The sequence below is a fragment of the Brevundimonas sp. LjRoot202 genome (assembly GCF_964253355.1).
In the GTDB taxonomy this organism is placed as follows: Bacteria; Pseudomonadota; Alphaproteobacteria; order Caulobacterales; family Caulobacteraceae; genus Brevundimonas.
On sequence record NZ_CAXUQW020000004.1, the window covers coordinates 102,701 to 128,821 of the forward strand.

The window sequence follows — 26,121 nt, forward strand, 5'->3', positions numbered from 1 at the left end:
GTGTTCGGCCACGGAAGGTCCGGGCCGCTGCAAAGGAGCGTGATTGCGGGAAGGCGCGCGCCTCTTACAGGGGCGAACGGCGAAACGCCAGTGCGCGAGGAACACGCACTGGCGTAACGAGGTGTCTTATCGCCTGGAAAAGCGGCGAGCCGAGGGCGTCAGAACGAATCCTTCGCGGGTCTTCGCCTCAGGTGGAGGGCCAGCGGCGCTATGAGCGCGGCGCCGGCCGCAAGGGCCAGCACCCCTCCGATCAGCGGCCCCACGGCCGCGGCCCCGAAATCCGCGTCCGCGAGCCAGAACCCGTAGGCCAGCCAACCCAGCCCCAAGACCATCAGGACCAATCCGGCCAGAGCGATGGCCGCGAGCGGCGCAAACACCAGAAGCAGGCGGCGCGCGGACGGCATCGGTCCGCCCCAGCCGACGGCCCGACTGTTCAACCACAACCGCCAGCAGACCAGCCCGGCGAACGCTGCAGCACCGAGGATGGTCAACCACGACCGCGGGGCAGCCGGATTGAAGATCACCCCGGGGATCCCGCCGAGGCAGGCCAGCACCACGAGCGGAAGGATCAGCCAGTAGAAGAGGATGACCGCCTTCCGGAACAGCGCCCGCATCTGGTCACACCTTGGCCGACCGTCCCCGCACCCACAGGTACAAGCCAGCAGTCAGGGCGATGAAGGCCACGAGCGCCGCGGCCATGGCCGGCCAGCCGGAACCGTCCGGCATGACCACCGCCCACTCGCCGTCCTGGGTGGCCACGATGATGCCGGCGTTGAAGACGCCGAACAGGCTTTCGCCGACGATCAGACCAGACGCCAGCAGCACACCCATGCGGCGGCCGACGTCGGCGAAGCGGGTGCCCTTGATGCCCCTCTCGTAGATCCAGCCGCAGACCGCGCCGACGACCAGCATCGTGGTCACCGCCGCCGGCAGGTAGAAGCCGATCCCGACGGCCAGCGGCGGCAGCTTGATCCGGCCCTTGGTGGTCCGCTCGAGCACTTCGTCGAGAATGATGACCAGCACGCCGATCACGGCTCCGACGCCGATCAGGTCCCAGCGCAGGTCGCCCCCGATCACGCCGCGCGCCAGCGCGGAGATCAGCGTCGCCTGCGGCGCCGCCAGGGCCGTGGCGTTTTCGGCGATCGCCGGCGGACCGCCTTCGAAGCCAAAGGCCTGGTTGAGCAGGTTCAGGATCAGCGGGATGACCAGGGCGCCGGCGCCGACGCCGACGATCAGGGCGGCCTGCTGGCGCCACGGCGTCGCCTCGACCAGCTGGGCGGTCTTGAGGTCCTGCAGGTTGTCGTTGGCGATCACCGCCACGGCGAACACCACCGAGGTGACGATCAGGGCGAAGGCGATGATCGACGGATCGGCCGGCAGCCCGGCCAGCGCCAGGACGCCGAGCATCAGCAGCGAGGCGATGACGATGGCGAGGATGCCGACGCCCGAGACGGGGCTGTTCGACGAACCGATCAGGCCGGCCATGTAGCCGCAGATGGCCGCCACGGCGAAGCCGATGACCACGACATAGACCAGCCCGCCCGCGACCAGCAGCCAGGCCGATCCGGCCAGCGCCGGCGAACTCTGGGCGAACCAGGCCAGCAGGCCGGCGATGCCGACCAGACAGGCCACTGAAATCGCCCCAACCAGGTTGATCGGCATGTCCTGTTCGACGCGGTCCAGCACCTCGCCGCCCTTGCGCCGCGACTGGGCCGCCAGAGCCGAGGTCAGGCCGCCGACCAGCGGCCCGGCCAGCTTCATCAGCGTCCAGATCGCCGCCACGCCGATGACGCCCGCGCCCATGAAGCGGACTTCACGGCTCCAGACGAGACCGGCGAGCTCCTCCGCCGGCGCGCCGGCCGGCAGGGTGGTGGCGATCGAGGGAATGCCGTTGGCGGTCAGCCAGGCGATCACGTCCGGCGAGGTCAGGATCGGCACCGCGATGCACCAGGCCAGGATCAGGCCGAACAGCTGGGCCAGCCCCACGGTCAGACCGATCAGATGGCCGGCGCCGAGCAGGGCGAACTGCATGCCGAAACCGATCCCCGTGGCGCCGCCCCCAAGGACCGCCGGCAGCTTAATGAATTTCGCCGCCTCGCCAGCGAACACGCGCATCGAAACCAGAACCGCAAAGGCGGCCGAGACGACGGCGCCGCCGACCACGACCCACAGACCCGCCTTGTTCTCGCGCACCGCGCTTTCGGACTGTTCGGCCCCGCGCGAACCGACCTTCAACACCTCGGCTGCGGCGCGGCCCTCGGGATAGGGCAGGTCGCTGTTGACCACCAGGGCGCGGCGCAGCGGGATCGAGAAGGTCACGCCCAAGGTGCCGCCCAAGGCGCAGATCAGCACCGACTGCCAGAAGGGGAAGCCCGCCCACCAGCCGATCATCACCAGCCCCGGCAGGACGAAGATGATGGCGCTCATCGAGCCGCCGACAGAGGCCACTGTCTGGACGGTCATGTTCTCCCAGATGGTCGAGTCGCGGAACGCCCGCAGCACCGCCATCGAGATGACCGCCGCCGGGATGGCCGAAGCGAAGGTCAGCCCGACCAGCAGCCCCAGATAGGTGTTCGCGGCGGTGAAGATCACCGCCAGAATGCAGCCCAGAACCAGCGCGCGAAGCGTCAGTTCAATGCGCTTGGCGCCGCTGATCGGCGCGCTAGCGGGTGTGTCGGTCATGGTGGTCCCTCGTCCCTTTGCGCGGACCTAAGCCGGAAAGCGCGGCGCGGGCAAGAATCCTTCTCGACGGGGCGAGGACGGGGTATCCGTTTCGCATGCCCGAGCTTCCCGAGGTCGAAACCGTCCGCCGTGGCCTGGAGCCGGTGCTCGCGGGCGCGCGCCTGGCGCGCGTCCGCCAGAACCGCCCCGACCTGCGCTTCCCCTTTCCCGACCGCTTCCCCGAACGGCTGGACGGCGCCACCGTCGAGCGCATCGACCGCCGCGCCAAATACCTGCTGATGCCGCTGTCGACCGGCGAGACCTGGGTCACCCATCTGGGCATGAGCGGCCGCTTCACCCTCGACGGCCAACAGCTGGGCGAGTTCGAGGAGGCCGCGCCGATCGCCGGCAAGCACGAACACCTCAGCCTGTGCGCCGTGAAGGGGGCCGTCGCCACCCGGCTCGGCTTCGCCGACGCCCGCCGCTTCGGCTTCATGGGTCTGATCCCGACGGCCGAGGTCGAGGCCCATCCGTGGTTCGCCGCCCTCGGTCCCGAGCCGCTCGGCAACGGCTTCTCCGGCGCCCATCTCGCCGGGGCCTTCGCCGGCAAGAAACAGAACATCAAGGTCAGCCTGCTGGATCAGCGCATCGTCGCCGGCCTGGGCAATATCTATGTCTGCGAGGCCCTCTACCGCGCCCGCATCTCGCCACTGGTCGCGGCGGGTAAGGTCTCGCGGCCGCGCCTCGAAACCCTTGCCGCCGTCGTCCGCGACGTGCTCAACGACGCCATCGCCGCGGGCGGCTCGACCCTGCGCGACTTCGCGAACGCCGACGGCGGGCAGGGCTATTTCCAGCACCGCTTCGACGTCTACGGCCGCGAGGGCAAACCCTGCCTGGGCGAAGGCTGCACCGGCGTGGTCAAACGCATCGTCCAGGCCGGGCGCTCGACCTTCTACTGCCCCTCTTGCCAGAAGCGGTGAGTGCATGACCCAACGCATCATCCTGTTCCGCGGCATGAACACCGGCGGCGTGCGCGCCCCAGTCGGCGAACAGCGGGCCATGGCGGAGGAGATGGGGCTGAAGAACCCGCGCACCCTTCAGGCCAGCGGCAACCTCGTCGTCGAAAGCGGCAAGGCGACGGCGGCGCTGGAGCAGGACATCGAGGCGGCGATGGAGCGCACCTTCGGGCTCAAGGTCGCCGCCATGGTCCGGACCCCCGACCAGTGGGCGAAGCTGATCGCCGCCAATCCCTTCCCGAAGGAGGCGGCCGCCCATCCGGCCAAGGTGGTGGCCATGGTCATGAAGGACGGGATCAAGCCCGGCGCGCTGGAGGCGTGTCGCGAACTGGCGGAAGACGGCGAGCGGGTCGAGGCGGTCGGGGACGTCCTGTACTTCTGGTTCCCCGAGGGCCAAGGCGAGTCCGCTATCTTCAAGAAGGCCACGCCGCGCCTGCTGGGCATGGGCACGGGCCGCAACTGGAACACTGTGCTGAAGCTGGGCGGCATGGCGGGCGTGGAGATCGGGACATGAGTCTGCGGGAGAAACAGCTCTGGGCCAGCGTTCTGGTCGGCCTGGTCGTTTGGGGCGCCTATGCGGTTCATGTCGTTCCGATCCTGTGGGATCCGGCTCATCCCGATCCCGCAGTTGCGACCGGCCTCGCCTTCGCCACGGCCCTTGTGGTGTTCGTCATCGCCGAGGCCGCGCTGGCAGGGGTGATGGCATGGTTCCAGCGGCGCCATCGGCCCGCGCAGGATCAGGCGCTGACCGACGCCGCCCTGATCGCCGGGCAGGTCGCGCTGGTGGTCCTCATCACCTTGCTGGTCCTGACGCTCGCGGGGCTCTGGGGAGCGGCGATCTGGATTGAGCGGCAGTACTCGGTCGGCGTCGGAGCGACGGTTTTCAGCCGGGCTCCGCTGCTGCTGGCCAATCTGCTGCTGCTGGAGATCGTCCTCGCCGAAGGCGTGCGGTCCGTGCTGACCCTTTTGCTGGTCCGTCGGCGCCGCTAAACGGCTCTGACGACAGAGGAGACCCCCATGGCGGACAGCTATTCCACCCTGCTCATCGAGCGCCACGCCGACGGCTATGCGGTGGTGACCCTGAACCGGCCCGAGGCGTTGAACGCGCTGAACTCCCAGCTCTTCAGGGACCTCGCCGCCTTCCTCGACGCGGTCGAGCATGACGACACCGTGCGCTGCCTGATCCTGACCGGTTCGGGCGACAAGGCGTTCGCCGCCGGCGCCGACATCAAGGAGATGTCGGACCAGTCCTACGCCGACATGTACAAGGCGAATTTCTTCTCGCTCGGCCACGACCGCATCACCCGCTTCCGCAAGCCGATCATCGCCGCGGTCAATGGCTTCGCCCTCGGCGGCGGCTGCGAGCTGGCCATGCTGTGCGACTTCATCGTCGCCTCGGACAAGGCGAAATTCGGCCAGCCCGAGATCAATCTCGGGGTCGCCCCGGGCATCGGCGGCTCGCAGCGCCTGACCCGCCTCGTCGGCAAGGCCAAGGCCATGGACATGGTCCTGACCGCCCGGATGATGGACGCCGCTGAGGCCGAGCGCGCCGGCCTCGCCAGCCGCGTCGTCCCGCACGACACCCTGCTCGACGAGGTCCGCAAGATCGCCGCGAAGATCGCCGCCCAGAGCCCGCTCGCCGTCATGGCGAACAAGGAGATGGTCAACGCCGCCCTCGAGACCACCCTGACCCAGGGCGTCCAGTTCGAGCGCCGCCTGTTCCACTCGCTGTTCGCCTTCGAGGACCAGAAGGAGGGCATGGCCGCCTTCGTCGAGAAGCGGAAGCCAACCTTCACCGGTCGCTAGGCGCTCAGGTGATCTGATCCGGATGGGTCTGGGTGCCGGCCGGCGGGGTGTCGACCTCCTGGTACGGATCGTCCGTCTCCTCGATCGACAGGATGGCCTCATCCTTCTTCATCAGGGCGGCGGCGGCGTCGCCGGCCTGAACGTCCGTCTTCGACGGCACCTTCAGGACTCGTGGCGTCCCGCCTTCGACGCCGACGGTGACGCGATAGATGCGCATGGCTCATTCTCCCTTGATGCAGGGACAACGGTCCCGGCCCGGTGCGGTTTCAGGTCGCCGCCCGGTCCACGCCCCGGGACCTGTCGCGTGGCGCTTGAACCCTCCGCCCCTTTCGGCTATAGCCGCGCGCTCTTGAGATTTTCGCGCCGTGGACGAGTGCTCCGCGGCGTTTTCCGTTCGAAGGTTTGACTGATGGCCAACAACCCCGGCGCCAAGAAAGCGATCCGCAAGATCGCGGCCCGCACCGAAGTGAACAAGGCGCGCCGCACGCGCGTCCGCACCTTCCTGCGCAAGTTCCAGGAAGCCGTGACGGGCGGCGACGCCGGCGCCGCCAAGGCCGCTTTCGTGGAGGCGCAGTCCGAGCTGATGCGCGCCGTCACCAAGGGCGTGGTTCACAAGAACACGGGCTCGCGCAAGGTGTCCCGCCTGGCCGCCCAACTGAAGAAAATGTCGGCCGCCTGATCCGACGGCGCCGGACGGCCTTTCACAGGCCTGTCACGGTAAATACGAGAAAATTCAACGGCGAGGGCGCAACCGCTCCCTCGCCGTTTGCACGTGCGCCGCTAACCTCCCTCGCCTGAAATCGGGCTCCCCCCGGTGGCGAAATGGGGGATTCCGCTGACGGCGTTTGGCTTTAGCGGAGTCAAACAATTTAACTGCAAATCGCGAATCGAATCAGCGTTGACGCCCTCCGATCCCGGCGTAAGTTTGGCGCTCTAACGCACTTCCATCCCCACGGATGAACACGGCGCGGAACCCGTTTCGCGTCGGCGTGAGATGTCTGATCGAGAGCATGACCCCACCCCGGGCGGCGCCCAGCCGCACCGGTCAGGAGAAGTCGTCCCCGATCCAGGCCGCTCAGAAGGGCGTCGGTGATGGGATCTAACGGCGGGTGGCTGAACATGGTGGGGGGCGCGCAAATGGCGGGGATGACCGATCCGGATCGTATCTGGACCGAGGCGGCGGGCCGCCTGCGCGGCGAGATCGGCGAAGGAGCCTTCAGCTCTTACATCGCGCCCTCCGCGGTGCGCGCCGACGGCGCCGGCCAGCTGATCCTCGTCACCCCCACCGCCTACGCCCGTGACTGGGTGCGCAAGAACGCCCTGCGCCGCATGAACGAACTGTGGCTGGGCCTGGACGGCCTGTCGCGTCGGCTCGAGGTCCGTTGCCGGGCCGAGATGGGCTCGACCCCGCCGGCCTCGCAGGTCGCCGCCGGCCGCGCCGAGGCGCCCGCCGCCGCGACCGTCATGCCGATGCCGCTGGCCACCGTCGGTCCCGTGGCCGACGGCGCCCGCGCCGTGCGGGCCGCCGGCCTGCAGGAGCGGCTCAACTTCGACAGCTTCGTGGAAGGTCAGGGCAACGCCTTCGCCCTCGCCATCGCCCGCCAGGCTGCGGCCTGGGCCGACGGCCACTTCAACCCGATCTTCTTCTGCGGCCCCTACGGCTACGGCAAGACCCACCTGCTCAACGCCATCGCCTGGGAAGCCCAGCGCCTGCGCCCGGACGCCAAGGTGGTCTATCTGACCGCCGAACGCTTCCTGTCGACCTTCGTGCGCGCCATGCAGGACCGCTCGACCGCGGCCTTCAAGGAAAGCCTGCGCGGCGCCGACATGCTGCTGATCGACGACGTCCAGTTCGTCGGCGGCAAGGCCTCGACCCAGGACGAACTGCTGGCCACCCTGACCTGCCTGATCGAGGACGGCAAACGCATCATCCTGTCGGCCGACCGGCCGCCGATGGCCCTGACCGAGGTCGAGCCGCGCCTGCGCAGCCACCTCGCCTCGGGCCTGACCTGCCCGGTCGAGCCCGCCGACCGCGCCCTCAAGCTGGCCGTCGCCCGCAACCGCATCGCCGCCCTCGCCGGCCTCGGCGTGGTCTCGGGCGAGGCCCGGCCCGACGTGCTGGAGCACCTGGTCGACCGCACCCCCGGCTCGATGCGCGAACTGGAAGGCGCGGTGAACACCCTCGCCGCCGTCGCCGGCGCCCGGCTGTCGACCCTGACCGTCGACGAGGTCCAGACGCTGCTGGGCTCGGCCCTGCGCGGCGGACCGGAGCGCCGCATCACCGTCGACGAGATCCAGAAGACGGTGGCCGAGCATTTCACCCTCAAGCAGGCTGACCTGCTGTCGGAGCGCCGCACCCGTTCGGTCGCCCGGCCGCGCCAGATCGCCATGTGGCTGTGCAAGCAGCACACCACCCGCTCCTATCCCGACATCGGCCGCCGCTTCGGCGGGCGCGACCACACCACGGTCCTGCACGGCGTGCGCAAGATCGAGGAGCTGATCGCCCAGGACGACCAGATCGCCCGGGACGTCGAGGCCCTGACGCGCAAGCTGCGCGGCTGACCCTGTGGACAGCGGGGGCGGCGTTCGCCTCCCCCGTTGCTCCCGCGCGTCAATCCGCTAGTGTCCAAGGCCCTCTACTCGCGGTGACGCTTTGAGTCGCCGCACCCCGGGCGAGACGACATGCAGCTGACCATCGAACGATCCGCGCTCCTCAAGGCCCTCGGGCACGTGCAGAGCGTGGTGGAACGGCGCAACACCATTCCGATCCTGTCCAACGTCCTGCTCAGCGCGGGTCGGGACAAGCTGTCGTTCGCGGCCACCGACCTCGACATGGAGATGGTCGACGAGGCCGAAGCCCAGGTGAACGTCGAGGGCCAGATCACCGCCCCGGCCCACACCCTCTATGAAATCGTCCGCAAGCTGCCCGACGGCGCCGAGGTGTCGCTGAGCTACTCCGGCGACGATCCCCGGCTGGTGGTCCAGGCCGGGCGCTCCAAATTCAACCTGCCGGTCCTGCCGGCCGGCGACTTCCCGGTCATGTCGACCGAGACCAACGGCACGCGCTTCGCCCTGCCCAAGGAAGACCTGGCCCGGCTGATCGACAAGACCCGGTTCGCGGTCTCGACCGAAGAGACCCGCTACTATCTGAACGGCCTGTATCTCCACACCGTGGCCGAGGCCGGCATTCCCCTGCTGCGCGCCGTGGCCACCGACGGCCACCGCCTCGCCCTGGCCGAGACCCCGGCCCCCGAGGGCGCCGCCGGCGGCCCCGGCGTCATCGTGCCGCGCAAGACCATCGACCAGGTCCGGCGCCTGCTCGACGACGGCTCCGGCCCGGTCGAGGTCATGGTCAGCCCGCAGAAGATCCGCTTCGAGTTCGGTCAGGCCTCCCTGACATCCAAAGTGATCGACGGCGCCTTCCCCGACTACATGCGCGTCATCCCCAAGGGCAACGACAAGCAGGCCGACATCGACAACGCCGTCTTCGCCTCGGCGGTCGACCGCGTCGCCACCATCTCGGCCGAGAAGAGCCGCTCGGTGAAGCTGGCCTTCGAGCTGGACCGCGTCACCCTGACGGTGCGCAACATGGAGGCCGGCCAAGGCGTCGAGGAGGTCGAGATCGGCTATTCCGAGGAGCCGTTCGAGATCGGCTTCAACGCGCGCTACCTGCTGGACGTGGCGGGTCAGATCACCGGCGAGACCGCCCACTTCAAATTCGCCGACCCGGCCAGCCCGACGCTGGTCCTCGATCCGGGCGACCCGGGCGTGCAGTACGTGCTGATGCCGCTGCGGGTGTAGGGCGTGCAGACCCCCCCGCCGGAGGAGGCTGGCGCGGCGCTCGAAGCGGCGATCATCGCCGCACAAGACGGCGGAAGCCTTGATGAGCTCGCGTCGGCGTTCATGAACTCGTACGTCGTCGTCATGCTTGCGGAAGACCCGGGCCCTGACCCTCAGGCCCTCTCCCCACTGACGGTGTCGACGCCGCAGGGCTATCTCGCGCTCGTCGTCTTCACCACGGCCGGGAAATGCTCGAACTGGTCCCGCAACGCGCCTCAATATCCCCACGCGCTTCTGGTTCGCGCCGATTGGATTCTGAATGTGGTTGGCGACGAATACGGCATCGCCGTGAATCCCGGCGAGGCCGTCGGCTTCAGCATGCCGCCCTTCGGCGTCGCCCAGATGAAGGCACGCGGCGTTCCGGCGGGCCGAAGCCGGTAGGGCCTGGCATCGGCCGGTTGGGAAGGCGCTCAATAGTGACTAGTGATTGGTGGCGGCGGATGCGCTCGATCCAGCCACTCATCTCCAGCCCCTCGCCACACCCTTGATCACCGCCCTCACCCTCACCGACTTCCGCTCCTATGCTAGCGCGACCCTGTCCATCGCGGCGGGGACGGTGGTGCTGCATGGGCCGAACGGGGCGGGGAAGACCAATCTGCTGGAGGCGCTGAGCCTGTTCACCCCGGGCAAGGGACTGCGCGGGGCGAGCGCGCCGGAGATGGGGCGGCGAGAGCCCGGGGAGACGACCGGACGGGCCTGGGCCGTCGCGGCGGTGCTCACGGACGGCGACGGCGAGACGAAGCTGGGCACCGGGGTGCAGGCGGCGGGCGCGGCGCGGCGCATCGTGCGCATCGACGGCGAGACGGCGCCGCCGGGGCGGCTGCTGGATCATCTGCGTCCGGTCTGGGCGACGCCCGAGCAGGACCGGCTGTTCTCGGACGCCCGCGCCGCCCGGCTGAAATTCCTCGACCGGCTGGTGTTCGCGGCGGACCCGGACCACGCCGCCTCGGTCGCGGCCTATGAGAAGGCGCTGCGCGAGCGGCTGCGGCTGCTGACCGACGGGTCCGAGGGGCAGCCCGCCGATCCGCTATGGCTGGATGCGCTGGAGCTGCGGCTCGGCGAGGCCGGGGCCGCCGCCGCCCTCGCCCGCGCCGCCGCCCTCGTCACTCTTCAGGCGGCCATCGACGACCGTGGCGACCGCCCCTTCCCGCAGGCCGACCTGGGCCTGACCGGCGAGGCCGAAGGTATGGCCGCCGCCGGAGCGGGGCCCGACGCCATCGCGGCGGCGATCCGCGAGGGTATGGCCCGGTCCCGCGCCCGCGACGCGGCCGCCGGGCGCTCGCTGTACGGCCCGCACCGCTCCGACCTGACCGCCCTGCACCGCGAGAAGAACCGGCCGGCCGCCGAGGGCTCCTCGGGCGAGCAGAAGGCGCTGGTGCTGAACCTGATCCTCGCCCAGATCGCGCGGCTGGCGGGACAGGCCGCCGCGCCGATCCTGCTGCTCGACGAGGCCCCGGCCCACCTCGACACGCGCCGTCGCGCCGCCCTGTTCGACGAGATCGAGGCGCTGGGACTGCAGGCGTTTCTGACCGGGACCGAGGCGGAGTTGTTCGAGCCGCTGCGGGGGCGGGCCCAGTTCGTGCGGGTCGAGGGCGGGGCGCTGACGGTGGAGGAGTAGTCCGCTCTCCCGCCGGGAGGGGGAATCCCCTACCCCAGTTCCGCTTCCAGATCGGCCAGGCGCGCGGCCTGGTCCTCGGCGATCAGGGCGTTGAGCATCGGGTCGAGGTCGCCCTCGAGTATCTGCGGCAGGCTGTGCAGGGTCAGGCCGATGCGGTGGTCGGTGACCCGCCCCTGCGGGAAGTTGTAGGTGCGGATGCGCTCGGACCGGTCGCCCGAGCCGACCTGCGACTTGCGGGCGCTGGAGCGGGCGAGGTCCTTCTCCTGCCGCTGCATGTCATAGAGGCGGACGCGCAGGTTCTTCATGGCCTTGTCGCGGTTGACGTGCTGGCTCTTCTCCGACGAGGTCACCACGATGCCCGAGGGCATGTGGGTGATGCGGACGGCGGAGTCGGTCTTGTTGACGTGCTGGCCGCCCGAGCCCGAGGCGCGGAAGGTGTCGATGCGGATGTCCTTGTCGTGGATCTCGATCTCGACGTCCTCAACCTCGGGCAGGACGGCGACCGTCGCGGCCGAGGTGTGGATGCGGCCGCCGGCCTCGGTGGTCGGCACCCGCTGGACGCGGTGCACGCCGCTCTCGAACTTGAGCCGGCCGAACACGCCCTCGCCGGTGACCGTGGCGATGATCTCCTTGTAGCCGCCGGCCTCGCCCTCGGTGGCGGAGTCGACCTCGACCCGCCAGCCGCGCGTGGAGGCGTAGCGCGAATACATGCGGAACAGGTCGCCGGCGAACAGGGCCGCCTCGTCGCCGCCGGTGCCGGCGCGGACTTCGAGCACCGCCGAGGCGTTCTCGTCGGCGTCGCGCGGGGCCAGCAGCAGGGCCACGTCGCGTTCCATATCGGGCAGGGCCTCGCGGAGTGACTGCAGTTCCTCGGCGGCCATCTCGGCCATTTCAGGATCGGCGGCCATGGCCTCCAGGTCGGCCATTTCCGCCCGCGTCTTCGCCAGCGCCATGACGGCGTCGGCGACCGGCTTCATCTCGGCGTGCTCCTTCGACAGGCGCACGATCTCCTGACCGTCGCTGGCCGCGCCCATGCGCGCTTCCACCTGATGGAAGCGGTCGAGCACCTGATCGAGCCGGGCCTGGGGCAGTCGCAAGGGGGAGGCTTCCTTGGTTGGCGGGACGGGAGCCTTAGCGCGACGGGCCGCAATCTGTCGATGGACCGCCGGGCAACCAATTGCATCGCCTCGCCTTTCATCCGAGACGGCAACGCTTCGCCGGCGCAAAAGGGGGGTGAATGGATACGTTTCTGCTCTTCCTGATGGTCGGTTTTCTGGCCCAGGCCGTGGATGGCGCCCTGGGCATGGCCTATGGCGTCATCTCCTCTTCGGTCCTGCTCGCCGTCGGCGTGCCGCCCGCGACCGCCTCGGCGAGCGTGCACGGGGCCGAGGTCTTCACCACCGCGGCCTCGGCCGGCAGCCACATCTGGCACCGGAACGTCGAGTGGCGGCTGCTGGCGCCGCTGGCGATCGCCGGCGTGATCGGCGGCTGTCTCGGCGCCTATGTGCTGACCGGCGTCCGGGGCGACGTCATCAAGCCGTTCGTGATCGCCTATCTGGCGCTGATGGGTGTCTACATCCTGTGGCGGGCCGGGCATGACATCCGCATCCGCCGCATATCCTCATGGATCACCGGGCCGCTGGGACTGGTCGGCGGCTTTCTGGACGCCGTCGGCGGGGGCGGCTGGGGGCCGACAGTGTCCTCGACCCTGGTCGGGGCCGGACAGGAGCCGCGGCGCGCCATCGGCACGGTCAACACCGCCGAATTCTTCCTCGCCGTGGCCATCAGCGCCGCCTTCGTCTGGGCCCTGCTCTCGGGTCACTGGCGCGACGCGGACGCCCTGCAGAACCACGCCGCCGCAGTGGGCGGCCTGGTGGTCGGCGGCCTGGCGGCCGCGCCTTTCGCCGGTCTGATCGCCAAACGGGTGCCGCGACGGATGCTGACCTATGCGGTCGGGGTCCTGCTGCTCGCGCTGGCGAGTTTCCAGGGGCTGCAGCTGGCCGGGGTTCTGGCCTAGGCGTCCGGCCGGGTCTGCAGGAAGCTCGGCCGCGCCTCCAGCGCCGTCTGCAACGCGACCAGACCGGGCCGGCCGGTCTTCCAGTCGTAGTCCGGGTGGCGGAAGCCGATCCAGGTCACCGCCACGCCGGCGGTGATCACGCCCATGTCGAGCCGCGCCGCGTCGGGCGCCGCCGCTTCCAGCCCATCCAGCGCCCGCCCCATGTTCGCCGTCCAGCGCTCGACCCACGACGGTGAGCGTTCGTGTTCGGGCCGGCGTTTCTCCAACACCAGCTTGACGCCCATCTCGAGCGCGCCGTTGGCCAGGGTCTCCAGCCGCCGCACCCGCAGCCGCTCCGCGCCACCCTCGGGCAGCAGCCGCGGGCCGGCGCCCATGGCGTCGAGGTATTCGCAGATCACCGGGCTGTCGTTGAGCGGCAGGCCGTCGCCCGCGATCAGGGTCGGCACCTGGACCAGCGGATTGGAGGACAGCAGCTCGGGCGCATTGGCGTAGGGATCGACGGCGATCTCCTCGATGCGGTCGGCCAGCCCCTTCTCACGCGCCACGATGCGGCATTTGCGGGCGTAGGGAGAGGGAACGGTGATGTAGAGCTTCATGTCACTCGGCGGCTTCGAGGGCGGCGGTTCGGGCGGCGTCCAGTTCGGCCGCCTTGGCTTCGACCAGTTCGACGATGTGATCGATCATGCCGTCGTTGGCCAGCTTGTGGGCGGTCTTGCCGTTCAGATAGACCATGCCCGAGCCCTTGCCGCCGCCGGTGAAGCCGACGTCGGTGTAGAGGGCCTCGCCCGGGCCGTTGACGACGCAGCCGATGATCGACAGCGACATCGGCGTGGTCACGTGGGCCAGCTTCTCCTCGAGCACGCCGACGGTCTCGATGACGTTGAAGCCCTGCCGCGCGCAGGACGGGCAGGCGATGATGTTGACGCCCCGGTGGCGCAGGCCCAGCGACTTGAGGATGTCGAAGCCGACCTTGATCTCCTCGACCGGGTCGGCGGCCAGCGACACCCGGATGGTGTCGCCGATCCCGGCCCACAGCATCGAGCCCATGCCGATGGCCGACTTGATGGTGCCGGTGCGCAAGGGGCCCGCCTCGGTGACGCCGAGGTGGAGCGGGCAGTCAATGGCCTCGGCCAACTGCTGGTAGGCGGCCACGGTCAGGAAGGGATCGGACGCCTTCACCGAGATCTTGAACTCGTGGAAGTCGTGGTCCTGCAGGATACGGGCGTGGTTCAGGGCGCTCTCGACCATGGCGTCGGGACAGGGCTCGCCGTACTTCTCCAGCAGGTCCCGCTCCAGCGATCCGGCGTTGACGCCGATGCGCATCGAGCAGCCGTGGTCCTTGGCGGCCTGGATGACCTCGCGCACCCGGTCGGGCGAACCGATGTTGCCGGGGTTGATGCGCAGGCAGGCTGCGCCGGCCTGGGCCGCCTCGATGCCGCGCTTGTAGTGAAAATGGATGTCGGCCACGAGCGGGACGCGGGACTCGCGCGCGATGGTGCGGAAGGCCGCGGTGGATTCCTCGTCCGGGCAGGAGACGCGGACGATGTCCGCGCCCGCTTCCTCGAGCCGGCGGATCTGGTCGATCGTGGCGGCCGCGTCCGAGGTCGGCGTATTGGTCATCGACTGGACCGTGATCGGCGCGTCGCCGCCCACGGGCACCCGCCCGACCATGATCTGGCGGCTCTTGCGGCGCTCGATATGGCGCCACGGGCGGACGTGCCCGAGTTCGGATGCGTGGTCGTGGCTCATGTCGGGAGCAACATAGGCGCTGGATTGCGGCATGGCCACGACGCAGGACGTCGCGGATCAGCCTCCGGCGGTGTCGGCGGCTGATCCCTGCATGGCCGAAGCGGCCTGGAGCTGGGCCTGGGCCTGCGCCTGGACGGCCGCGGTCCGCGCGGCCTCGGTGCGCGCCGCGATGGCGGCGGCCGCCTGCCGGGCGAGGGTCTGGGCCCGCGAGTTCAACCGCTCCAGCGGCGTCTGGACGGCCTCGAGCGCGCCGCCGTGCTCGCCGTTCAGATAGACGTCGAAGGCCGACACGTCCTGCACCTCGACCGTGGCCGAGACGCCCACCGGCGCGCGCCAGGCGTCGCCGGCGGCGAGCTGTCGCGCGAACAGCACGCGACCGTCAGACATACGCACGATCAGATAGGCGGAGTTGCGGGCCTGAAGCACCACCCGGGAGGCGTTGGCGGCCGCCCCGTAGACGGCTCCGCGTGGGTTGAAGGCCTTCTGCACCGGCGGCGCGGCGGCCGCGGCCGCGGCTATGCCTTCCGGCGAGGCGGGATCGATGCCGGTCAGCTCAGCCTCGAGTCCGGGCGTGATGTAGAGGGCCGGCACCGTCTGGTCCGGCGGGGCCGGACGCGGCGCGGTCAAGCGCATGAACTGCCCCTGCCCCGGCACGGCGCCGAGGGTCCAGCTTTCCGGGACGGCGGCGAGGTCGGACGGCTGCGGCGCGCGCATCAGACTGACGCGCTGGAACACGTTCCAGCCGACCACGGCCAGGACCAGCGCCAGGCCGGCGGCGATGAGGCGGGGCGAATAGCGCTTCACCTCCTCGAAGGCCACGCCGACCGGCGGCTGCAGCGGCACCGAGGGGTCGGGGCTCTCGCGCTTGAACCGCTCGACCGCCAGCTGTTCATCCAGACCCAGCGCGCCGGCGTAGGCGCGGACATAGCCGATCGAGAAGACGCGGTTGGGCAATACCGAGAAATCGTTCTGCTCCAGCGCCGTCAGGTAGCGCGTGGGCACCCGGGTGACGCTGGAAAGCTCGGCGAGGGACCGGCCGGAATGGGTTCTGGCGACGTGAAGGCCGTCGCCGAGAGTCGGCGCATCCGTGATGGAAGGAGCAACATCCTTCCAGTCGGGATGATCCTGAAGCTCTTTCGGGATGTTCCCCGTATCCAGCGCCATCCGGCCTGACCCCATACTCGGCGCGCGCAAGGACTCCTCACGCGCCGTACTCGAACCGGAGGGCTGTATCATATCGGGATGACAGTTCGGGTCCGCCCCCGCAAACCACCCGGCTCCGGCTTGTGGATAACTCATTTGAGCTGACCGATCAACGATTTGTTAGGCGTACCGGCGCGTACGGCCGGAACGTTTCAGATCGTGATGTTCAATTTCCGGGCCAGCGATTCCAGTTCGCCCCGGATCGAGCCGGAAGACGAGCCGAGCAGGTTGGCCATGCCGCGCCGGGCGGCGGGCAGATCGGCCGACAGGATCATCCGCTTGACCGGTCCGACGCCGCCGGCCGGCGCCGACAGGCGGGTATAGCCCAGCGTCAGAAGGGCGAAGGCTTCCAGCGGCCGGCCCGCCAGTTCGCCGCAGACCGAGACCGGCGTGCCGGTGTCGGCGCATTTCTTCTGGATTTCGGCCAGCGCCCTCAGCGCCGGCGGCGATAGCGGATCGTAGCGGTCCGAGACCAGGGGATTGGTCCGGTCGGCGGCGAACATATACTGGAGCAGGTCGTTGGTGCCGATCGAGACGAAGTCGGTCAGCGGCAGCAGGGCGTCGAGGTGCCACAGCAGCGACGGGCATTCGATCATCGCCCCGACCCGCAGCAGGGCCGGGAGCGCCCGCCCCCGCCGCCGGGCCCAGGCGCATTCGACGTCGACCAGTTCGCGGGCGGCGCGGAACTCGTCGACGGTGGCGATCATCGGGAACATGACCCGCAGTTCGCGCCCCGCCGCCGCGGTCAGCAGCGCCCGCAACTGGAGCCGCAGCAGGCCAGGCCGGTCGAGGCCGAGGCGGATCGCCCGCCGGCCCAGGGCGGGGTTCTCCTCCCGCTCGGTGACCAGATAGGGCAGGACCTTGTCGCCGCCGATGTCGAGGGTGCGGAAGGTGACGGGCCGATCGCCCGCCGTGTCCAGCACCAGCTTGTACAGCGCCGCCTGGCTGTCGAGGCGCGGCAGCTCCTCCGAGACCATGAATTGGAACTCGGTGCGGAACAGGCCGATGCCCTCGGCCCCGGTGGCGTCGAGGTTTTCCAGATCGACCGCGAGGCCGGCGTTGGTCAGCACCGTGATCCGGGTTCCGTCGAGGGTGACGGCCGGCACGTTGCGCAGCTTGGTGAACTCGGCCTGCCGCTCGCTGCGCACCAGCATGCGTGACTGGACGGCGGCCAGCATGTCGGGGCGGGGGCGCAGATAGGTCTCGCCGGTCTCGCCGTCGACGATGACCAGATCGCCCTCCGACAGGCGGTCGCGCAGCCCCATCAGACGGCCGACGCAGGGAATCTGCAGGGCGCGGGCGACGATGGCGGCGTGGCTGGCGGCCGAGCCCTCTTCCAGCAGCAGGCCGCGCAGCTTGTTGCGCGGATACTCCAGCAGGTCGGCCGGCCCGAGGTTGCGGGCCACCAGGATGGCGTCGTCGGGCAGGTCGCGTTCGCCGGGCCGGTCTCCGGCCAGCAACCGCAGCAGCCGGTTGGCCAGGTCCTCGAAGTCGTGCAGCCGTTCGCGGATGTAGGGATCGCGGGCGTTGGCGAAGCGGGCGCGGTGCTCGTTGCGGACCCGGTCGACGGCGGCCTCGGCGGTCAGGCCGGTGCGCACCGCCTCCTCCAGCGACCGGTTCCAGCCGCGGTCGTCGGCGAACATGCGGTAGGTTTCCAGGACCTCGAACGAGGTTCCCGCCAGCTTGCCCTGCCCGCCCTCTAGCAGGGAGTCGATATTGGCCTTCAGCCCGATCAGAGCCTCGCGCAGGCGTATCTCCTCGGCCTGCGGATCCTCGGCCAGCAGGTTTTCCGGCGGCACGGGCGCTTCGTGCAGGACCACGTGACCGTAGGCCAGGCCCTCGGCGAAGCGCTGGCCCTTGAGCCGCTCGGGCCGGTGCGGCGCCACCTCGATATCGCGCAGTTCGTCCTGGGCCAGCAGCTCGCCCGAGGCCACGGTCTCGGCCAGGACCATGGCGATGGTCTGGATGTCCTCGACCTCTTCCTCGTCGTAGCGGCGCTCGGAGCGGTTCTGGACGACGAGCACGCCGATCGCCCGGCCGCCGCGCAGCAGGGGGGCGCCGAGGAAGGCGTGGTAGGGATCCTCGCCCGTTTCTGGACGGTAGGCGAAGCTGGGGTGCGACGGCGCGTCGGACAGACTGATCGGCTCGGCCGTCCGGGCCACCTCGCCGACCAGGCCCTCGCCGGGACGCAGCCGGGTGGCGTGCACGGCCTCGGGCTTCAGCCCCTGGGTGGCGAACAGCTCCAGTTCGCCCGAGCCGCGGCGCAGGTAGATCGAGCAGACCTCGGCGACCATCGACTGGGCGATGATCCTGACAACGGTGTCGAGCCGTTCCTGCGCGGGCGCGGCCCCCGCCATAGCCTCGCGGATCTGGCGAAGGAGGTTCCGCGGCCCCCTCGTCGTCAATCCGCCAACCGGCATGGCCCCTCCAACAGATCAGCGCCCCAGATGGGCGCCGCCAAGCTTAGAATCTAGACCGCTTCCAGACCGTAGGCCGAATGAAGCGCACGAACGGCCAGTTCCGCATACGCGGCATCTATTAAAACGCTGATCTTGATCTCCGACGTCGAGATGGCCTGGAACTTGACGCCCTTGTCGGCCAGCGCCCGGAACATGGTCTGGGCGACGCCGGCGTGGCTGCGCATGCCGACCCCGACCACAGACACCTTGGCGACGTCTTCGTCGACGCGCAGCTCCTCGAAACCGATCTCGCCCTGGGCGCCGCGCATCAGTTCGGCGGCCCGCTGGGCGTCGCGCCGGCCGGTGGTGAAGGTCAGGTTGACCGCGCCCTCGCTGCGGGCCTGGCTCTGCACGATCATATCGACGTTGACGTTGGCCTCGGCCAGGCGGGTGAAGACGTCCGCCGGCGCCTCGACCCGGTCGGACAGGCCCAACAGGGTGATGCGGGCCTCGTCGCGGCTCATGGTCACGCCGGATACGATGCGTTTCTCCACGATTTCCTCCTCGTCGCAGATCAGGGTGCCGGCGTTGGCGGGCAGGCGCCCGTTCTCGTCGGGTTCGATGAAGCTGGACAGGACCCGGACCGGGACCTGTTTCGCCATGGCCAGCTCCACCGAGCGGGTCTGCAGCACCTTGGCCCCGAGCGAGGCCATCTCCAGCATCTCCTCATAGGAGACCTTTTCGAGGCGGCGCGCCCGCGACTCGATGCGCGGGTCGGTGGTGTAGACGCCGTCGACGTCGGTGTAGATGTCGCAGGCGCACTCCAGCGCCGCCGCCACCGCCACCGCCGAGGTGTCCGAGCCGCCCCGGCCGAGGGTGGTGATGCGGCCGTCGCGGGTGACGCCCTGAAAGCCCGGCACAACGGCGATCTCGCCCTTGTCCAGCGCGGCGCCCAGCACCTCGCCGGGCACGTCCTCGATACGGGCGCGGCCGTGGGCGTCGTCGGTCAGGATCGGAATCTGCCAGCCCATCCAGCTGCGCGCGTTCAGGCCCATGTTGCGCAGCGTCAGCGCCAGCAGGCCCGACGTCACCTGTTCGCCCGAGGCGACCACGACGTCGTATTCGTCGTCCGACATCTCGATGCCCTGTGACGCGAGGCTCGGGGCCGGCCGACCCGCGCCGTCGGTCCAGGCGACCAGTTCGTTGGTCTTGCCGGCCATGGCCGACACCACCACGGCGATCTTCTTGCCGCCCGCGGCCTCGGCGGCGACGATGCGGGCGGCGCGGCGAATGCGTTCGAGGTCGCCCATCGAGGTGCCGCCGAACTTCATCACCAGTCGCGTCGTAGCGGGCCGCGTCATCGTGGCGTATCGCCCCATCTTGCGTGGAGGGCCGCACGGGTTCATCCCTCGGCCCATGGTCGCTTCTAACGACACGCTATCGGCGCGCAAACCCCAAAGCGGCGGGGATTTCAACGATCAGGCGGCGGGGCCGTCGATCGATCCCGCCGACGTGGCGCGTTTCTCCGCCCAGGCGGCTGAATGGTGGGACGCCCGCGGCCCGTTCGCGCCCCTGCACAAATTCAACCCGGCCCGGCTCGCCTTCGTGCGGGACCGGGCGGCCGAACGCTTCGGCCGCGACATCCGGAGCCGCGAGCCCTTCGCCGGCCTGAGCCTGCTCGACGTCGGCTGCGGCGGCGGCCTGATCGCCGAGCCGATGCGGCGGCTGGGCTTCGCGGTCACCGCCGTGGACGCCTCGGCGGAAAACATCGGCACCGCCCGGGTCCATGCGGAACAGCAGGGCCTCGACATCGCCTACCGCGCCGCCACGGTGGAGCAGCTGGAGGCCGAAGGGGTCGGTCCGTTTGACGTGGTGCTGACCTTGGAGGTCATCGAGCACGTCGCCGATCCCGAGGCCTTCATCCGGTCCTGTTCGCGGCTGGTGAAGCCGGGCGGCCTGATGATCGTTGCCACGCTGAACCGGACGCTGAAGTCCCTCGCCCTCGGCAAGGTCGCCGCCGAATACGTGCTGCGCTGGGTGCCCGCCGGCACCCACGACTGGCGCCAGTTCCTCAAGCCCGACGAGCTCCGGCTGATGCTGTCGGAGGAGCCGGTGGCGGTCAGCGGCCCCTACGGCCTGGTCTACAATCCCCTGACCGACCGCTGGAGCGAGAGCGACGACGTCGGGATCAACTACATGATGGTCGCGACGCGCGACTGAACGCGGTTCATCCAGCGTTCATCGACCTGACGTCGAAGTAACGGGACAGCCAAGCTTGGCGGTGGGATGAGGAGGCATTCCTCAACCTCCCCTCTGCAGGAGCTTCCCATGAAACGCCTTCTGGTCCTCGCCGCCGTGACCGCCAGCATGATGGCCTCGGCCTGCGTCACCGTCATCGACGCCACCGACAGCGACGACCTCGCCTGGCACGGTGAGAACGCCCAGCCCTTCGACGACGCCCGCGACTCCTGCCGCGCCTCGACCGGCAAGGGCCAGCACAGCGACGCCTTCCGCGACTGCATGGCCGGCAAGGGCTGGACCCGCAGCTAGGCGGTCAGAGGCGGCGGAGCATGTAGCGGGCGTCCGGTCCGTAGCTCGCCAGTTTCGCCGCCATCTCCGGCGTCTCGACGGCGGTGAAGCCGAGCCGTTCCCAGAAGGGCGCGGCGTCGTTCACCGCCACCAGGGCGAGGGCCGGCCACCCGGCCGCCTTCGCCTCGCCCGCCAGCCGCTCGACGATCGGCCGCGACCAGCCTCCGCCCCGCGCCTCGGGATGCAGGGCGAGGTCGTGCAGATAGATGACGCCCGCGTCTTCGGGGATCGCATCGATCCGGGTGTTCAACGCCGGCGCGGACCCGGCCCGCCACGGATAGGCGACCATATAGCCCCTGACCTCACCCGCTTCGCCGGCGAGGACGAAGCAGCCGCCGGGGTTCAGCGCCAGCCGGTTGGCGAAACAGTCGCGGCCCTCGAAATGATCGGGAAATCCGATGGCGGCGATCCCGGTCACGGCATCGAGATCGCCCTCGCTCATCGACCGCCAGTTCAGGCGGGACAGCGGGTGTTCAGCGGGGCCGCCGCGAAATTCCATTCCATGCTCCGCGCCTGCCCGTCGATCTCGCCCTCGATCCGGGCCTTCAGGGCGTCGCCGTCGCGTTCATAGATGACCCGGGTGGGAAAGTCGTTTTCCGGGTTGGCGAAAACAGCCCGGGTGGGACCGCTCTCGACCAGCAGGAAGGCCGTGGGCGGCGCGCCGCCGGGCTGGGCGACATAGGCGAAACCCGCCGGCGTCGGGCCGATGTGCGAAACCTCGAACCAGGCCCCGCTCGCCGAGACCGTCACGGCATGGCCGACGCTGAGCCCTTTGCGCGGATCGCTCCAGGTTTCCGAGGCCTCGCGGCCGCCCGAGCAGTCGAGCCAGTAGCCGGCCATCCACGACATATCCGGCGACGGGGCAGGCGCGGCCTGGATCAGCAAGGCGGCGAGAAGGGCGGCGGTCGGCATGGGTCGGGTTCCCTGTGGCTTGATGACCGGACCCTAGTGCGCCGACAGCGGGCCCGGCTTGTAGGATTGCGACGCGAGGCTGCGCGCCAGGCCGACCTGTTCCCGGGCCCATTCCGTGGCCGTGCAGCCGAGAAATCGGCGGAAATCCCGCGCCATCTGCGGCTGATCGAAATACCCCGCTTCAAGACCCGCCTCCAGCCAGCCGGCGGCCTCCGGCCCGGCGGCGTGGTCGAACACGCGACGGAAACGCAGGATCGAGCGCAGCAGGCGAGGCGGTACGCCGACCCGGTCGCGGAAGCGGCGCTGCAGGGCGCGGTGGGCGGCGGGCGAGCGCGCCGGCGACGGCCGGTCGTGTCCGGCGGCCTCGATCTCCGCCCGGACGGCGGCGTCGAGCGACCAGTCCTCGGCGCGGCGCTGATCCTCCAGCCATCCGGTCATGAGTTCGACCTGGGCGGCGGGGTCGCCGGCCGGAGGATGAACGCCGGCCAGCCGTCCGACCATGTCGAGACGGCGGTCGGTCGCCCCGGCCAGCGGGACGCCGAGCCAGTCGCGGGCGCCGTCGGGCTCGAAGCGGATGGCGACGAGCTCGACCGGCCCGGCGGGGCGCAGGGCCAGCGGTCGGGTCATCTGGCCGGCGAACAGGGCCCGCGGCTGAAGGCGGAAGACGCCGTCCGCGCCCTGCTCCTCGTAGGGCGCGCCGATGTCGACGACCAGTTCGGGACAGCCGTCCGGGGCGATGCGCTGCACCGTCGGCTCCGGGGCCGGCGCCGCGTAGGTCCAGATCGTGCGCACGAAGGGACGCAGGGCGGCCGGCGGCTCGAACTCCTGATAGTGATCCCCCTGCCCCGGCATGCCGCGTCAGTTCAGCCTGGAGGGATCGGGCGGCGCCGGCGGCAGGGGGGCGCAGGGCACCCCGTCCGCCTTCAGCCTCTTCACCTCGGCGGGCGTGGCCTCGCCGTAGATCTCGCGTTTCTCGGACCGGCCCTCGTGGATGTCGCGGGCCTCGCGGGCGAAGGCGTCGCCGACGTAGTCGAAATTCTGCTCGACATGGCTTCGGACCTCGCGGGCGGCCTTCATCATCATCGTCTGCATCCGGGCGAGATCGGGTTCGGCCGAGGCCTTGCGCGTGCCCGCCACGGCCGGGGCCATGATCTGCTTGCTGACCGCGTGCGAGCCGCAGACCGGGCATTCGACCAGCCCTCGCGCCGACTGCTCGTCATAATCGGCGGAGGTCCCGAACCAGGCTTCAAAGCCGTGCTCGTGCTCGCACCGGAGGGCGTAGCGGATCATGACGGCGCTCCGAATTCACGGTCATGGGACAGCTGGGGCACGGCGGTGCGGGCCCGTGTCACGGCGTCGAGATCCAACGTCGCGAACAGCACCCCGGGCTCGTCGTGATCGAGCCTGGCGATCACCTCGCCCCACGGCGCCACCACCGTGGACCGGCCCCAGGTCCTGCGGCCGTCCTCGTGCGTCCCGGCCTGCGCCGGCGCCAGCACATAGCTGCCGGTCTCGATGGCCCGGGCGCGCAGCAGCGTCTCCCAGTGCGCCTCGCCCGTCGGCACGGTGAAGGCGGCGGGCACGGCGATCATCACCGCCCCGGCCCGGGCGAGGGCCCGGTACAGCTGCGGAAAGCGGATGTCGTAGCAGATGGTCAGCCCCAGCCGGCCCCACGGCGTGTCGGCGACCACGGCGTCCTCGCCGGGCCGCACCGAGGCGCTCTCGCGCCAGCGCTCGCCGGTGGGCAGGTCGACATCGAAGACGTGCAGCTTGTCATAGGCGGCGACCACCTCGCCCCGGTCGTCGACCAGCAGTGAACGGTTGGCCGCGCGGTCGTCCCCGGCGTGTCCCGACTTCACGATGGCCGAGCCGATCAACAACCAAACGCCCAGCTCCCGCGCCAGCGCGCGCAGCTTTCCGACGGCCTCGTCGCGGTCCTGCGTGTCCAGCGCGGCGGCGCGTCGGGCCCGGTCCTGGATGAGGAAATTGGTCCCCTCGGGCGTCAGGATCAGCCGGGCTCCGCCGGCGGCGGCCTCGCGGATCAGCGGCTCGACATGGGCGAAGGCCGCCGCCGCGCTCGCCGGTGTCCGTGTCTGGATCAGGGCGATCGGCAGGGTGGTCATCAGCCGGCCAGCAACGGGTCCAGCTCGCCGCGGCGGTCGAGCGCGTGCAGGTCGTCGGAGCCGCCCACATGCTTCCCGTTGATGAATATCTGCGGGAAGGTCATGCGACCGCCGGAGCGCTGGATCATCTCCTGCTTCTTCGCCGGATCGCTCGAGGCGACGATCTCGATGTAATCCGCGCCCTTGCCGTCCAGCAGGGCCTTGGCGGCATGGCAGTAGCCGCAACCGGGTTTGGTGTAGATGATGACGTCGGCCAAAGGGAACTCCAGACTCTGTAGCGGCTATTTAGGCAATTCCCGCGCCGTGCGCACCCGGGCGATGACCGCCAGATCGACGGCGCGGGCGCCGGCCTCGATCAGCGCGCGGGCGCAGGCCTCGGCGGTGGCGCCCGTGGTCAACACGTCGTCGACCAGAAGGATGCGGCGGCCCCTGATCCGACGGCGGCCCTCGTCGGTGACGGCGAAGGCCTTTTTGACATTGAGGCGCCGGCCGCGCGCCGACTTGCCGCCCTGCGAGGTCGTGTGGGTCTGGCGGACGAGGGCGTCGGGGACGTAGTCGAGACCGGCGCACCGGGCCAGCGGCCGGGCGATCTCGGCGGCCTGGTTGAAGCGGCGCGACAGCAGGCGCAGGCGATGCAGCGGCACCGGAACGACCGCATCGGCCTCGTCCAGCAACGGCGCGGCCGAGCGACTGAGCCAGCGGGCGAGCAGGGGCGCGAACGGCTGGTGGTCGCCGTGCTTGAACTTCAGGATCAGGCCCCGCGAGGCCTCGTCGTAGACGCAGGCCGCCCGCGCCCGGGCGAAGGCGTAGGGCCGGGCCAGGCAGGCGGCGCAGCGGGGCGCCGCGAAGACGCCGCCGTCCATCTCGAACCCCGCCCCGCAGCCGTCGCAGACCGGATCCTCGAGGAAGATCACCCGCGCCCAGGCGTCGGGCGTCAGACCGGCGGAGGCCGTGGCTTCGGGGCTGTCATGGGCCAGCGGCGGCATCAGCAGGTCGACCGTCCCGCGGCCCACGGCGCGGAGCCCCCGCACGACCTGCGACCGGCCCGCTTCCAATCGGTCGCGCCAACCCCCATCCTGATGGGCCATGAACGCCTCCCCCGGTCCCCCCGAGATTTTCGACAGCCGACGTCGCGCGGCGAAGCTTGCGCGCGGGGAGAAGGCCTTCGCGGCGGCCGACTTCCTGCACGTCCGGGCCGCCGAGAACGCGGTGAACAGCCTGGAGGTCATCCTGCGCGACTTTCCGGACGCCGTCGACCTGTCGGCCCGGCCCGGGCCGTTCGCACGCCTGCTGGCAGACAGCGCGGCCGCCGGGCGGGTGGGGACGGTGCGGATTGCGGGCGACGAGACGGCCCGGGCGGCCCCGGGCGCGGCGTCTCTCGCCCTGCCGGACCAGTCGCAGGACCTGATCGTGTCGCTGATGAGCCTGCACTGGGCCAACGACCTGCCCGGCGCCCTCGCCCAGATCCGCCGCGCCTTGCGTCCGGACGGCCTGTTTCTCGGGACGCTGCTCGGGGCCGGCACGTTGAAGGAGCTGCGCACGGTGCTGACGGAGGCGGAACTCGAGGTGCGCGGCGGGGCCCAGGCGCGGGTGTCGCCCTTCGCCGACGGCTTCGACGGCGCGGCCCTGCTGCAAAGGGCGGGTTTCGCCCTGCCCGTCGCCGACGTCGACCGGCTGACCGTGCGCTACCCGGACCTTTACGCCCTCGTGCGGGACCTGCGCGCCATGGGCGAGACCAACGCCCTCGCCGGCGTCATCCGGCCGATGACGCGAGGCCTGCTGGCGCGGACGGCGGAACTCTACGCCGAGCGCCATGGCGAGCCCGACGGGCGCATCCCCGCCACCTTCGAGATCATCCATCTGGCCGGCTGGGCCCCGCACGAAAGCCAGCAGAAGCCGCTGCCCCGGGGCTCGGCCAAGGTCCGGCTGGCCGATGCGCTGGGCGTCAGGGAGTGGACCGGCGAGGAAAACTGACCGGAGGCCGGCGGCGTCAGGCCCCGCCGATCGCCGCCGACAGCTTGGCCATGGCGCCGTTGAACGTCCCGGTCCCGGCGCTGGCGAAGGCGGTGATTCCGGCCAGCGCCACCAGGAATATCAGGGCGATGATCAACCCGTACTCGAGCGCGGTCGCGCCGCGATCGTCGGTGAGCAACCGGGAGAGCAAGGCTCGCATGGCCCCCTCCTTCGG

30 protein-coding genes are annotated in these 26,121 nt (G+C 70.4%); 13 read left to right on the plus strand and 17 right to left on the minus strand.

What is annotated here, in order from left to right; genetic code table 11:
• Positions 1-158: 158 nt before the first annotated feature.
• Together ACSQ1L_RS09925 and ACSQ1L_RS09930 are read right to left on the minus strand one after the other, a co-directional pair.
• Positions 159-614, minus strand: coding sequence for a hypothetical protein (locus ACSQ1L_RS09925; RefSeq protein WP_435994454.1), 456 nt, complete (start codon positions 612-614; stop codon positions 159-161).
• A gap of 4 nt (positions 615-618) precedes the next feature.
• Positions 619-2,682 carry an OPT family oligopeptide transporter gene (locus ACSQ1L_RS09930; RefSeq protein ID WP_435994456.1) on the minus strand — a complete coding sequence of 688 codons (2,064 nt, stop codon included), beginning with the start codon at positions 2,680-2,682 and terminating at the stop codon, positions 619-621.
• Positions 2,683-2,777: 95 nt separating this feature from the next.
• Here ACSQ1L_RS09930 and mutM point away from each other — a divergent pair, with 95 nt between their 5' ends.
• Genes mutM through ACSQ1L_RS09950 form a run of 4 tightly spaced genes read left to right on the plus strand, consistent with a single transcriptional unit; the run spans position 2,778 to position 5,483 of the window.
• A complete protein-coding gene (gene mutM, locus ACSQ1L_RS09935) occupies positions 2,778-3,641 on the plus strand; it encodes a bifunctional DNA-formamidopyrimidine glycosylase/DNA-(apurinic or apyrimidinic site) lyase (RefSeq protein ID WP_435994458.1) in 864 nt (287 codons plus the stop codon).
• Positions 3,642-3,645: 4 nt separating this feature from the next.
• Positions 3,646-4,191 (plus strand): DUF1697 domain-containing protein, encoded by a 546-nt coding sequence (locus ACSQ1L_RS09940; protein WP_435994460.1) that lies wholly within the window; start codon positions 3,646-3,648, stop codon positions 4,189-4,191.
• The gene (locus ACSQ1L_RS09945) at positions 4,188-4,667 is read left to right on the plus strand and encodes a hypothetical protein (protein WP_435994462.1); all 480 of its coding nucleotides are present in this window, start codon (positions 4,188-4,190) and stop codon (positions 4,665-4,667) included. Before ACSQ1L_RS09940 ends, ACSQ1L_RS09945 begins: the two co-directional genes overlap by 4 nt.
• 27 nt (positions 4,668-4,694) lie before the next feature.
• Positions 4,695-5,483 (plus strand): enoyl-CoA hydratase-related protein, encoded by a 789-nt coding sequence (locus ACSQ1L_RS09950; protein ID WP_435994464.1) that lies wholly within the window; start codon positions 4,695-4,697, stop codon positions 5,481-5,483.
• Positions 5,484-5,487: 4 nt separating this feature from the next.
• Here the strand turns inward: ACSQ1L_RS09950 and ACSQ1L_RS09955 are convergent, their stop codons facing one another.
• A complete protein-coding gene (locus ACSQ1L_RS09955) occupies positions 5,488-5,700 on the minus strand; it encodes a hypothetical protein (RefSeq protein ID WP_435994465.1) in 213 nt (70 codons plus the stop codon).
• Between the two features lie 192 nt (positions 5,701-5,892).
• Between ACSQ1L_RS09955 and rpsT the strand changes: the two genes are divergently transcribed.
• From rpsT to recF, 5 genes are all read left to right on the plus strand, one after another.
• Positions 5,893-6,162: a 30S ribosomal protein S20 gene (gene rpsT / locus ACSQ1L_RS09960; protein WP_324813111.1), complete on the plus strand. Its 270-nt coding sequence runs from the start codon at positions 5,893-5,895 to the stop codon at positions 6,160-6,162.
• Positions 6,163-6,575: 413 nt separating this feature from the next.
• Positions 6,576-8,045, plus strand: a complete 1,470-nt coding sequence (dnaA, locus tag ACSQ1L_RS09965) for a chromosomal replication initiator protein DnaA (protein WP_435994587.1) — start codon at positions 6,576-6,578, stop codon at positions 8,043-8,045.
• 120 nt (positions 8,046-8,165) lie between these two features.
• Complete coding sequence (dnaN, locus tag ACSQ1L_RS09970) at positions 8,166-9,284, plus strand: DNA polymerase III subunit beta (RefSeq protein WP_435994467.1); 1,119 nt, start codon at positions 8,166-8,168, stop codon at positions 9,282-9,284.
• Between the two features lie 3 nt (positions 9,285-9,287).
• A complete protein-coding gene (locus ACSQ1L_RS09975) occupies positions 9,288-9,704 on the plus strand; it encodes an SseB family protein (RefSeq protein ID WP_435994469.1) in 417 nt (138 codons plus the stop codon).
• Between the two features lie 103 nt (positions 9,705-9,807).
• Positions 9,808-10,941, plus strand: coding sequence for a DNA replication/repair protein RecF (recF, locus tag ACSQ1L_RS09980; protein ID WP_435994470.1), 1,134 nt, complete (start codon positions 9,808-9,810; stop codon positions 10,939-10,941).
• A 29-nt stretch (positions 10,942-10,970) separates the two neighbouring features.
• Here recF and prfA read toward each other — a convergent pair whose 3' ends face one another.
• Positions 10,971-12,038 carry a peptide chain release factor 1 gene (prfA, locus tag ACSQ1L_RS09985; RefSeq protein WP_435994472.1) on the minus strand — a complete coding sequence of 356 codons (1,068 nt, stop codon included), beginning with the start codon at positions 12,036-12,038 and terminating at the stop codon, positions 10,971-10,973.
• A gap of 140 nt (positions 12,039-12,178) precedes the next feature.
• On the opposite strand from prfA, the gene ACSQ1L_RS09990 reads away from it, so the two are divergent.
• The gene (locus tag ACSQ1L_RS09990; protein WP_435994474.1) at positions 12,179-12,958 is read left to right on the plus strand and encodes a sulfite exporter TauE/SafE family protein; all 780 of its coding nucleotides are present in this window, start codon (positions 12,179-12,181) and stop codon (positions 12,956-12,958) included.
• Here the strand turns inward: ACSQ1L_RS09990 and ACSQ1L_RS09995 are convergent.
• The 5 genes from ACSQ1L_RS09995 to ACSQ1L_RS10015 all read right to left on the minus strand — a co-directional run bounded on the left by ACSQ1L_RS09995 (position 12,955) and on the right by ACSQ1L_RS10015 (position 19,670).
• Positions 12,955-13,554: a glutathione S-transferase N-terminal domain-containing protein gene (locus tag ACSQ1L_RS09995; RefSeq protein ID WP_435994476.1), complete on the minus strand. Its 600-nt coding sequence runs from the start codon at positions 13,552-13,554 to the stop codon at positions 12,955-12,957. The genes ACSQ1L_RS09990 and ACSQ1L_RS09995 overlap by 4 nt on opposite strands.
• Before the next feature lies 1 nt (position 13,555).
• Positions 13,556-14,707, minus strand: coding sequence for a flavodoxin-dependent (E)-4-hydroxy-3-methylbut-2-enyl-diphosphate synthase (gene ispG / locus ACSQ1L_RS10000; protein ID WP_435994589.1), 1,152 nt, complete (start codon positions 14,705-14,707; stop codon positions 13,556-13,558).
• Positions 14,708-14,764: 57 nt separating this feature from the next.
• Positions 14,765-15,901, minus strand: coding sequence for a helix-turn-helix domain-containing protein (locus ACSQ1L_RS10005; RefSeq protein ID WP_435994478.1), 1,137 nt, complete (start codon positions 15,899-15,901; stop codon positions 14,765-14,767).
• A gap of 161 nt (positions 15,902-16,062) precedes the next feature.
• Positions 16,063-18,267 (minus strand): phosphoenolpyruvate--protein phosphotransferase, encoded by a 2,205-nt coding sequence (ptsP, locus tag ACSQ1L_RS10010; protein ID WP_435994480.1) that lies wholly within the window; start codon positions 18,265-18,267, stop codon positions 16,063-16,065.
• Positions 18,268-18,380: 113 nt separating this feature from the next.
• Positions 18,381-19,670, minus strand: coding sequence for an aspartate kinase (locus tag ACSQ1L_RS10015; RefSeq protein ID WP_435994482.1), 1,290 nt, complete (start codon positions 19,668-19,670; stop codon positions 18,381-18,383).
• A 55-nt stretch (positions 19,671-19,725) separates the two neighbouring features.
• Here ACSQ1L_RS10015 and ubiG point away from each other — a divergent pair, with 55 nt between their 5' ends.
• Complete coding sequence (gene ubiG / locus ACSQ1L_RS10020) at positions 19,726-20,529, plus strand: bifunctional 2-polyprenyl-6-hydroxyphenol methylase/3-demethylubiquinol 3-O-methyltransferase UbiG (protein ID WP_435994484.1); 804 nt, start codon at positions 19,726-19,728, stop codon at positions 20,527-20,529.
• A gap of 108 nt (positions 20,530-20,637) precedes the next feature.
• Positions 20,638-20,859 carry a hypothetical protein gene (locus tag ACSQ1L_RS10025; protein ID WP_435994486.1) on the plus strand — a complete coding sequence of 74 codons (222 nt, stop codon included), beginning with the start codon at positions 20,638-20,640 and terminating at the stop codon, positions 20,857-20,859.
• A gap of 4 nt (positions 20,860-20,863) precedes the next feature.
• Here ACSQ1L_RS10025 and ACSQ1L_RS10030 read toward each other — a convergent pair whose 3' ends face one another.
• The 7 genes from ACSQ1L_RS10030 to ACSQ1L_RS10060 are packed head-to-tail and all read right to left on the minus strand — an operon-like array spanning position 20,864 to position 25,021.
• The gene (locus ACSQ1L_RS10030; protein WP_435994488.1) at positions 20,864-21,397 is read right to left on the minus strand and encodes a GNAT family N-acetyltransferase; all 534 of its coding nucleotides are present in this window, start codon (positions 21,395-21,397) and stop codon (positions 20,864-20,866) included.
• The gene (locus ACSQ1L_RS10035) at positions 21,352-21,810 is read right to left on the minus strand and encodes a DUF6265 family protein (protein WP_435994490.1); all 459 of its coding nucleotides are present in this window, start codon (positions 21,808-21,810) and stop codon (positions 21,352-21,354) included. Before ACSQ1L_RS10035 ends, ACSQ1L_RS10030 begins: the two co-directional genes overlap by 46 nt.
• Before the next feature lie 33 nt (positions 21,811-21,843).
• Positions 21,844-22,662: an AraC family transcriptional regulator gene (locus ACSQ1L_RS10040; RefSeq protein WP_435994492.1), complete on the minus strand. Its 819-nt coding sequence runs from the start codon at positions 22,660-22,662 to the stop codon at positions 21,844-21,846.
• Between the two features lie 6 nt (positions 22,663-22,668).
• On the minus strand, positions 22,669-23,100 hold the full coding sequence (locus ACSQ1L_RS10045; RefSeq protein ID WP_435994494.1) for a DUF1178 family protein: 432 nt from the start codon (positions 23,098-23,100) through the stop codon (positions 22,669-22,671).
• Complete coding sequence (locus tag ACSQ1L_RS10050; RefSeq protein ID WP_435994496.1) at positions 23,097-23,933, minus strand: carbon-nitrogen hydrolase family protein; 837 nt, start codon at positions 23,931-23,933, stop codon at positions 23,097-23,099. The genes ACSQ1L_RS10045 and ACSQ1L_RS10050 overlap by 4 nt, the downstream gene beginning before the upstream one ends.
• Positions 23,933-24,190, minus strand: coding sequence for a glutaredoxin 3 (gene grxC, locus ACSQ1L_RS10055; protein WP_435994498.1), 258 nt, complete (start codon positions 24,188-24,190; stop codon positions 23,933-23,935). The genes ACSQ1L_RS10050 and grxC overlap by 1 nt, the downstream gene beginning before the upstream one ends.
• A 24-nt stretch (positions 24,191-24,214) precedes the next feature.
• Positions 24,215-25,021 carry a phosphoribosyltransferase family protein gene (locus ACSQ1L_RS10060; protein ID WP_435994500.1) on the minus strand — a complete coding sequence of 269 codons (807 nt, stop codon included), beginning with the start codon at positions 25,019-25,021 and terminating at the stop codon, positions 24,215-24,217.
• Between ACSQ1L_RS10060 and ACSQ1L_RS10065 the strand changes: the two genes are divergently transcribed.
• A complete protein-coding gene (locus ACSQ1L_RS10065; protein WP_435994502.1) occupies positions 25,020-25,907 on the plus strand; it encodes a methyltransferase domain-containing protein in 888 nt (295 codons plus the stop codon). The genes ACSQ1L_RS10060 and ACSQ1L_RS10065 overlap by 2 nt on opposite strands.
• Before the next feature lie 16 nt (positions 25,908-25,923).
• Here ACSQ1L_RS10065 and ACSQ1L_RS10070 read toward each other — a convergent pair whose 3' ends face one another.
• Positions 25,924-26,106, minus strand: coding sequence for a Flp family type IVb pilin (locus tag ACSQ1L_RS10070; RefSeq protein ID WP_435994504.1), 183 nt, complete (start codon positions 26,104-26,106; stop codon positions 25,924-25,926).
• Between the last annotated feature and the right edge of the window lie 15 nt (positions 26,107-26,121).

Coding starts and splice junctions, on each gene's coding strand:
- ACSQ1L_RS09940 (WP_435994460.1), top strand. CDS start 3,646: ATGACCCAACGCATCATCCTGTTCCGCGGCATGAACACCGGCGGCGTG.
- ACSQ1L_RS09925 (WP_435994454.1), bottom strand. CDS start 614: ATGCGGGCGCTGTTCCGGAAGGCGGTCATCCTCTTCTACTGGCTGATC.
- ACSQ1L_RS10030 (WP_435994488.1), bottom strand. CDS start 21,397: ATGGAATTTCGCGGCGGCCCCGCTGAACACCCGCTGTCCCGCCTGAAC.
- ACSQ1L_RS10040 (WP_435994492.1), bottom strand. CDS start 22,662: ATGCCGGGGCAGGGGGATCACTATCAGGAGTTCGAGCCGCCGGCCGCC.
- mutM (WP_435994458.1), top strand. CDS start 2,778: ATGCCCGAGCTTCCCGAGGTCGAAACCGTCCGCCGTGGCCTGGAGCCG.
- ACSQ1L_RS10050 (WP_435994496.1), bottom strand. CDS start 23,933: ATGACCACCCTGCCGATCGCCCTGATCCAGACACGGACACCGGCGAGC.
- dnaN (WP_435994467.1), top strand. CDS start 8,166: ATGCAGCTGACCATCGAACGATCCGCGCTCCTCAAGGCCCTCGGGCAC.
- ACSQ1L_RS10045 (WP_435994494.1), bottom strand. CDS start 23,100: ATGATCCGCTACGCCCTCCGGTGCGAGCACGAGCACGGCTTTGAAGCC.
- ACSQ1L_RS10025 (WP_435994486.1), top strand. CDS start 20,638: ATGAAACGCCTTCTGGTCCTCGCCGCCGTGACCGCCAGCATGATGGCC.
- ACSQ1L_RS10015 (WP_435994482.1), bottom strand. CDS start 19,670: ATGACGCGGCCCGCTACGACGCGACTGGTGATGAAGTTCGGCGGCACC.
- ptsP (WP_435994480.1), bottom strand. CDS start 18,267: ATGGCGGGGGCCGCGCCCGCGCAGGAACGGCTCGACACCGTTGTCAGG.
- ACSQ1L_RS09930 (WP_435994456.1), bottom strand. CDS start 2,682: ATGACCGACACACCCGCTAGCGCGCCGATCAGCGGCGCCAAGCGCATT.
- ACSQ1L_RS09955 (WP_435994465.1), bottom strand. CDS start 5,700: ATGCGCATCTATCGCGTCACCGTCGGCGTCGAAGGCGGGACGCCACGA.
- ACSQ1L_RS09990 (WP_435994474.1), top strand. CDS start 12,179: ATGGATACGTTTCTGCTCTTCCTGATGGTCGGTTTTCTGGCCCAGGCC.
- rpsT (WP_324813111.1), top strand. CDS start 5,893: ATGGCCAACAACCCCGGCGCCAAGAAAGCGATCCGCAAGATCGCGGCC.
- ispG (WP_435994589.1), bottom strand. CDS start 14,707: ATGAGCCACGACCACGCATCCGAACTCGGGCACGTCCGCCCGTGGCGC.
- ACSQ1L_RS09945 (WP_435994462.1), top strand. CDS start 4,188: ATGAGTCTGCGGGAGAAACAGCTCTGGGCCAGCGTTCTGGTCGGCCTG.
- ACSQ1L_RS10070 (WP_435994504.1), bottom strand. CDS start 26,106: ATGCGAGCCTTGCTCTCCCGGTTGCTCACCGACGATCGCGGCGCGACC.
- ubiG (WP_435994484.1), top strand. CDS start 19,726: ATGGTCGCTTCTAACGACACGCTATCGGCGCGCAAACCCCAAAGCGGC.
- ACSQ1L_RS10065 (WP_435994502.1), top strand. CDS start 25,020: ATGAACGCCTCCCCCGGTCCCCCCGAGATTTTCGACAGCCGACGTCGC.
- ACSQ1L_RS10035 (WP_435994490.1), bottom strand. CDS start 21,810: ATGCCGACCGCCGCCCTTCTCGCCGCCTTGCTGATCCAGGCCGCGCCT.
- ACSQ1L_RS10060 (WP_435994500.1), bottom strand. CDS start 25,021: ATGGCCCATCAGGATGGGGGTTGGCGCGACCGATTGGAAGCGGGCCGG.
- ACSQ1L_RS09950 (WP_435994464.1), top strand. CDS start 4,695: ATGGCGGACAGCTATTCCACCCTGCTCATCGAGCGCCACGCCGACGGC.
- dnaA (WP_435994587.1), top strand. CDS start 6,576: ATGGGATCTAACGGCGGGTGGCTGAACATGGTGGGGGGCGCGCAAATG.
- ACSQ1L_RS09995 (WP_435994476.1), bottom strand. CDS start 13,554: ATGAAGCTCTACATCACCGTTCCCTCTCCCTACGCCCGCAAATGCCGC.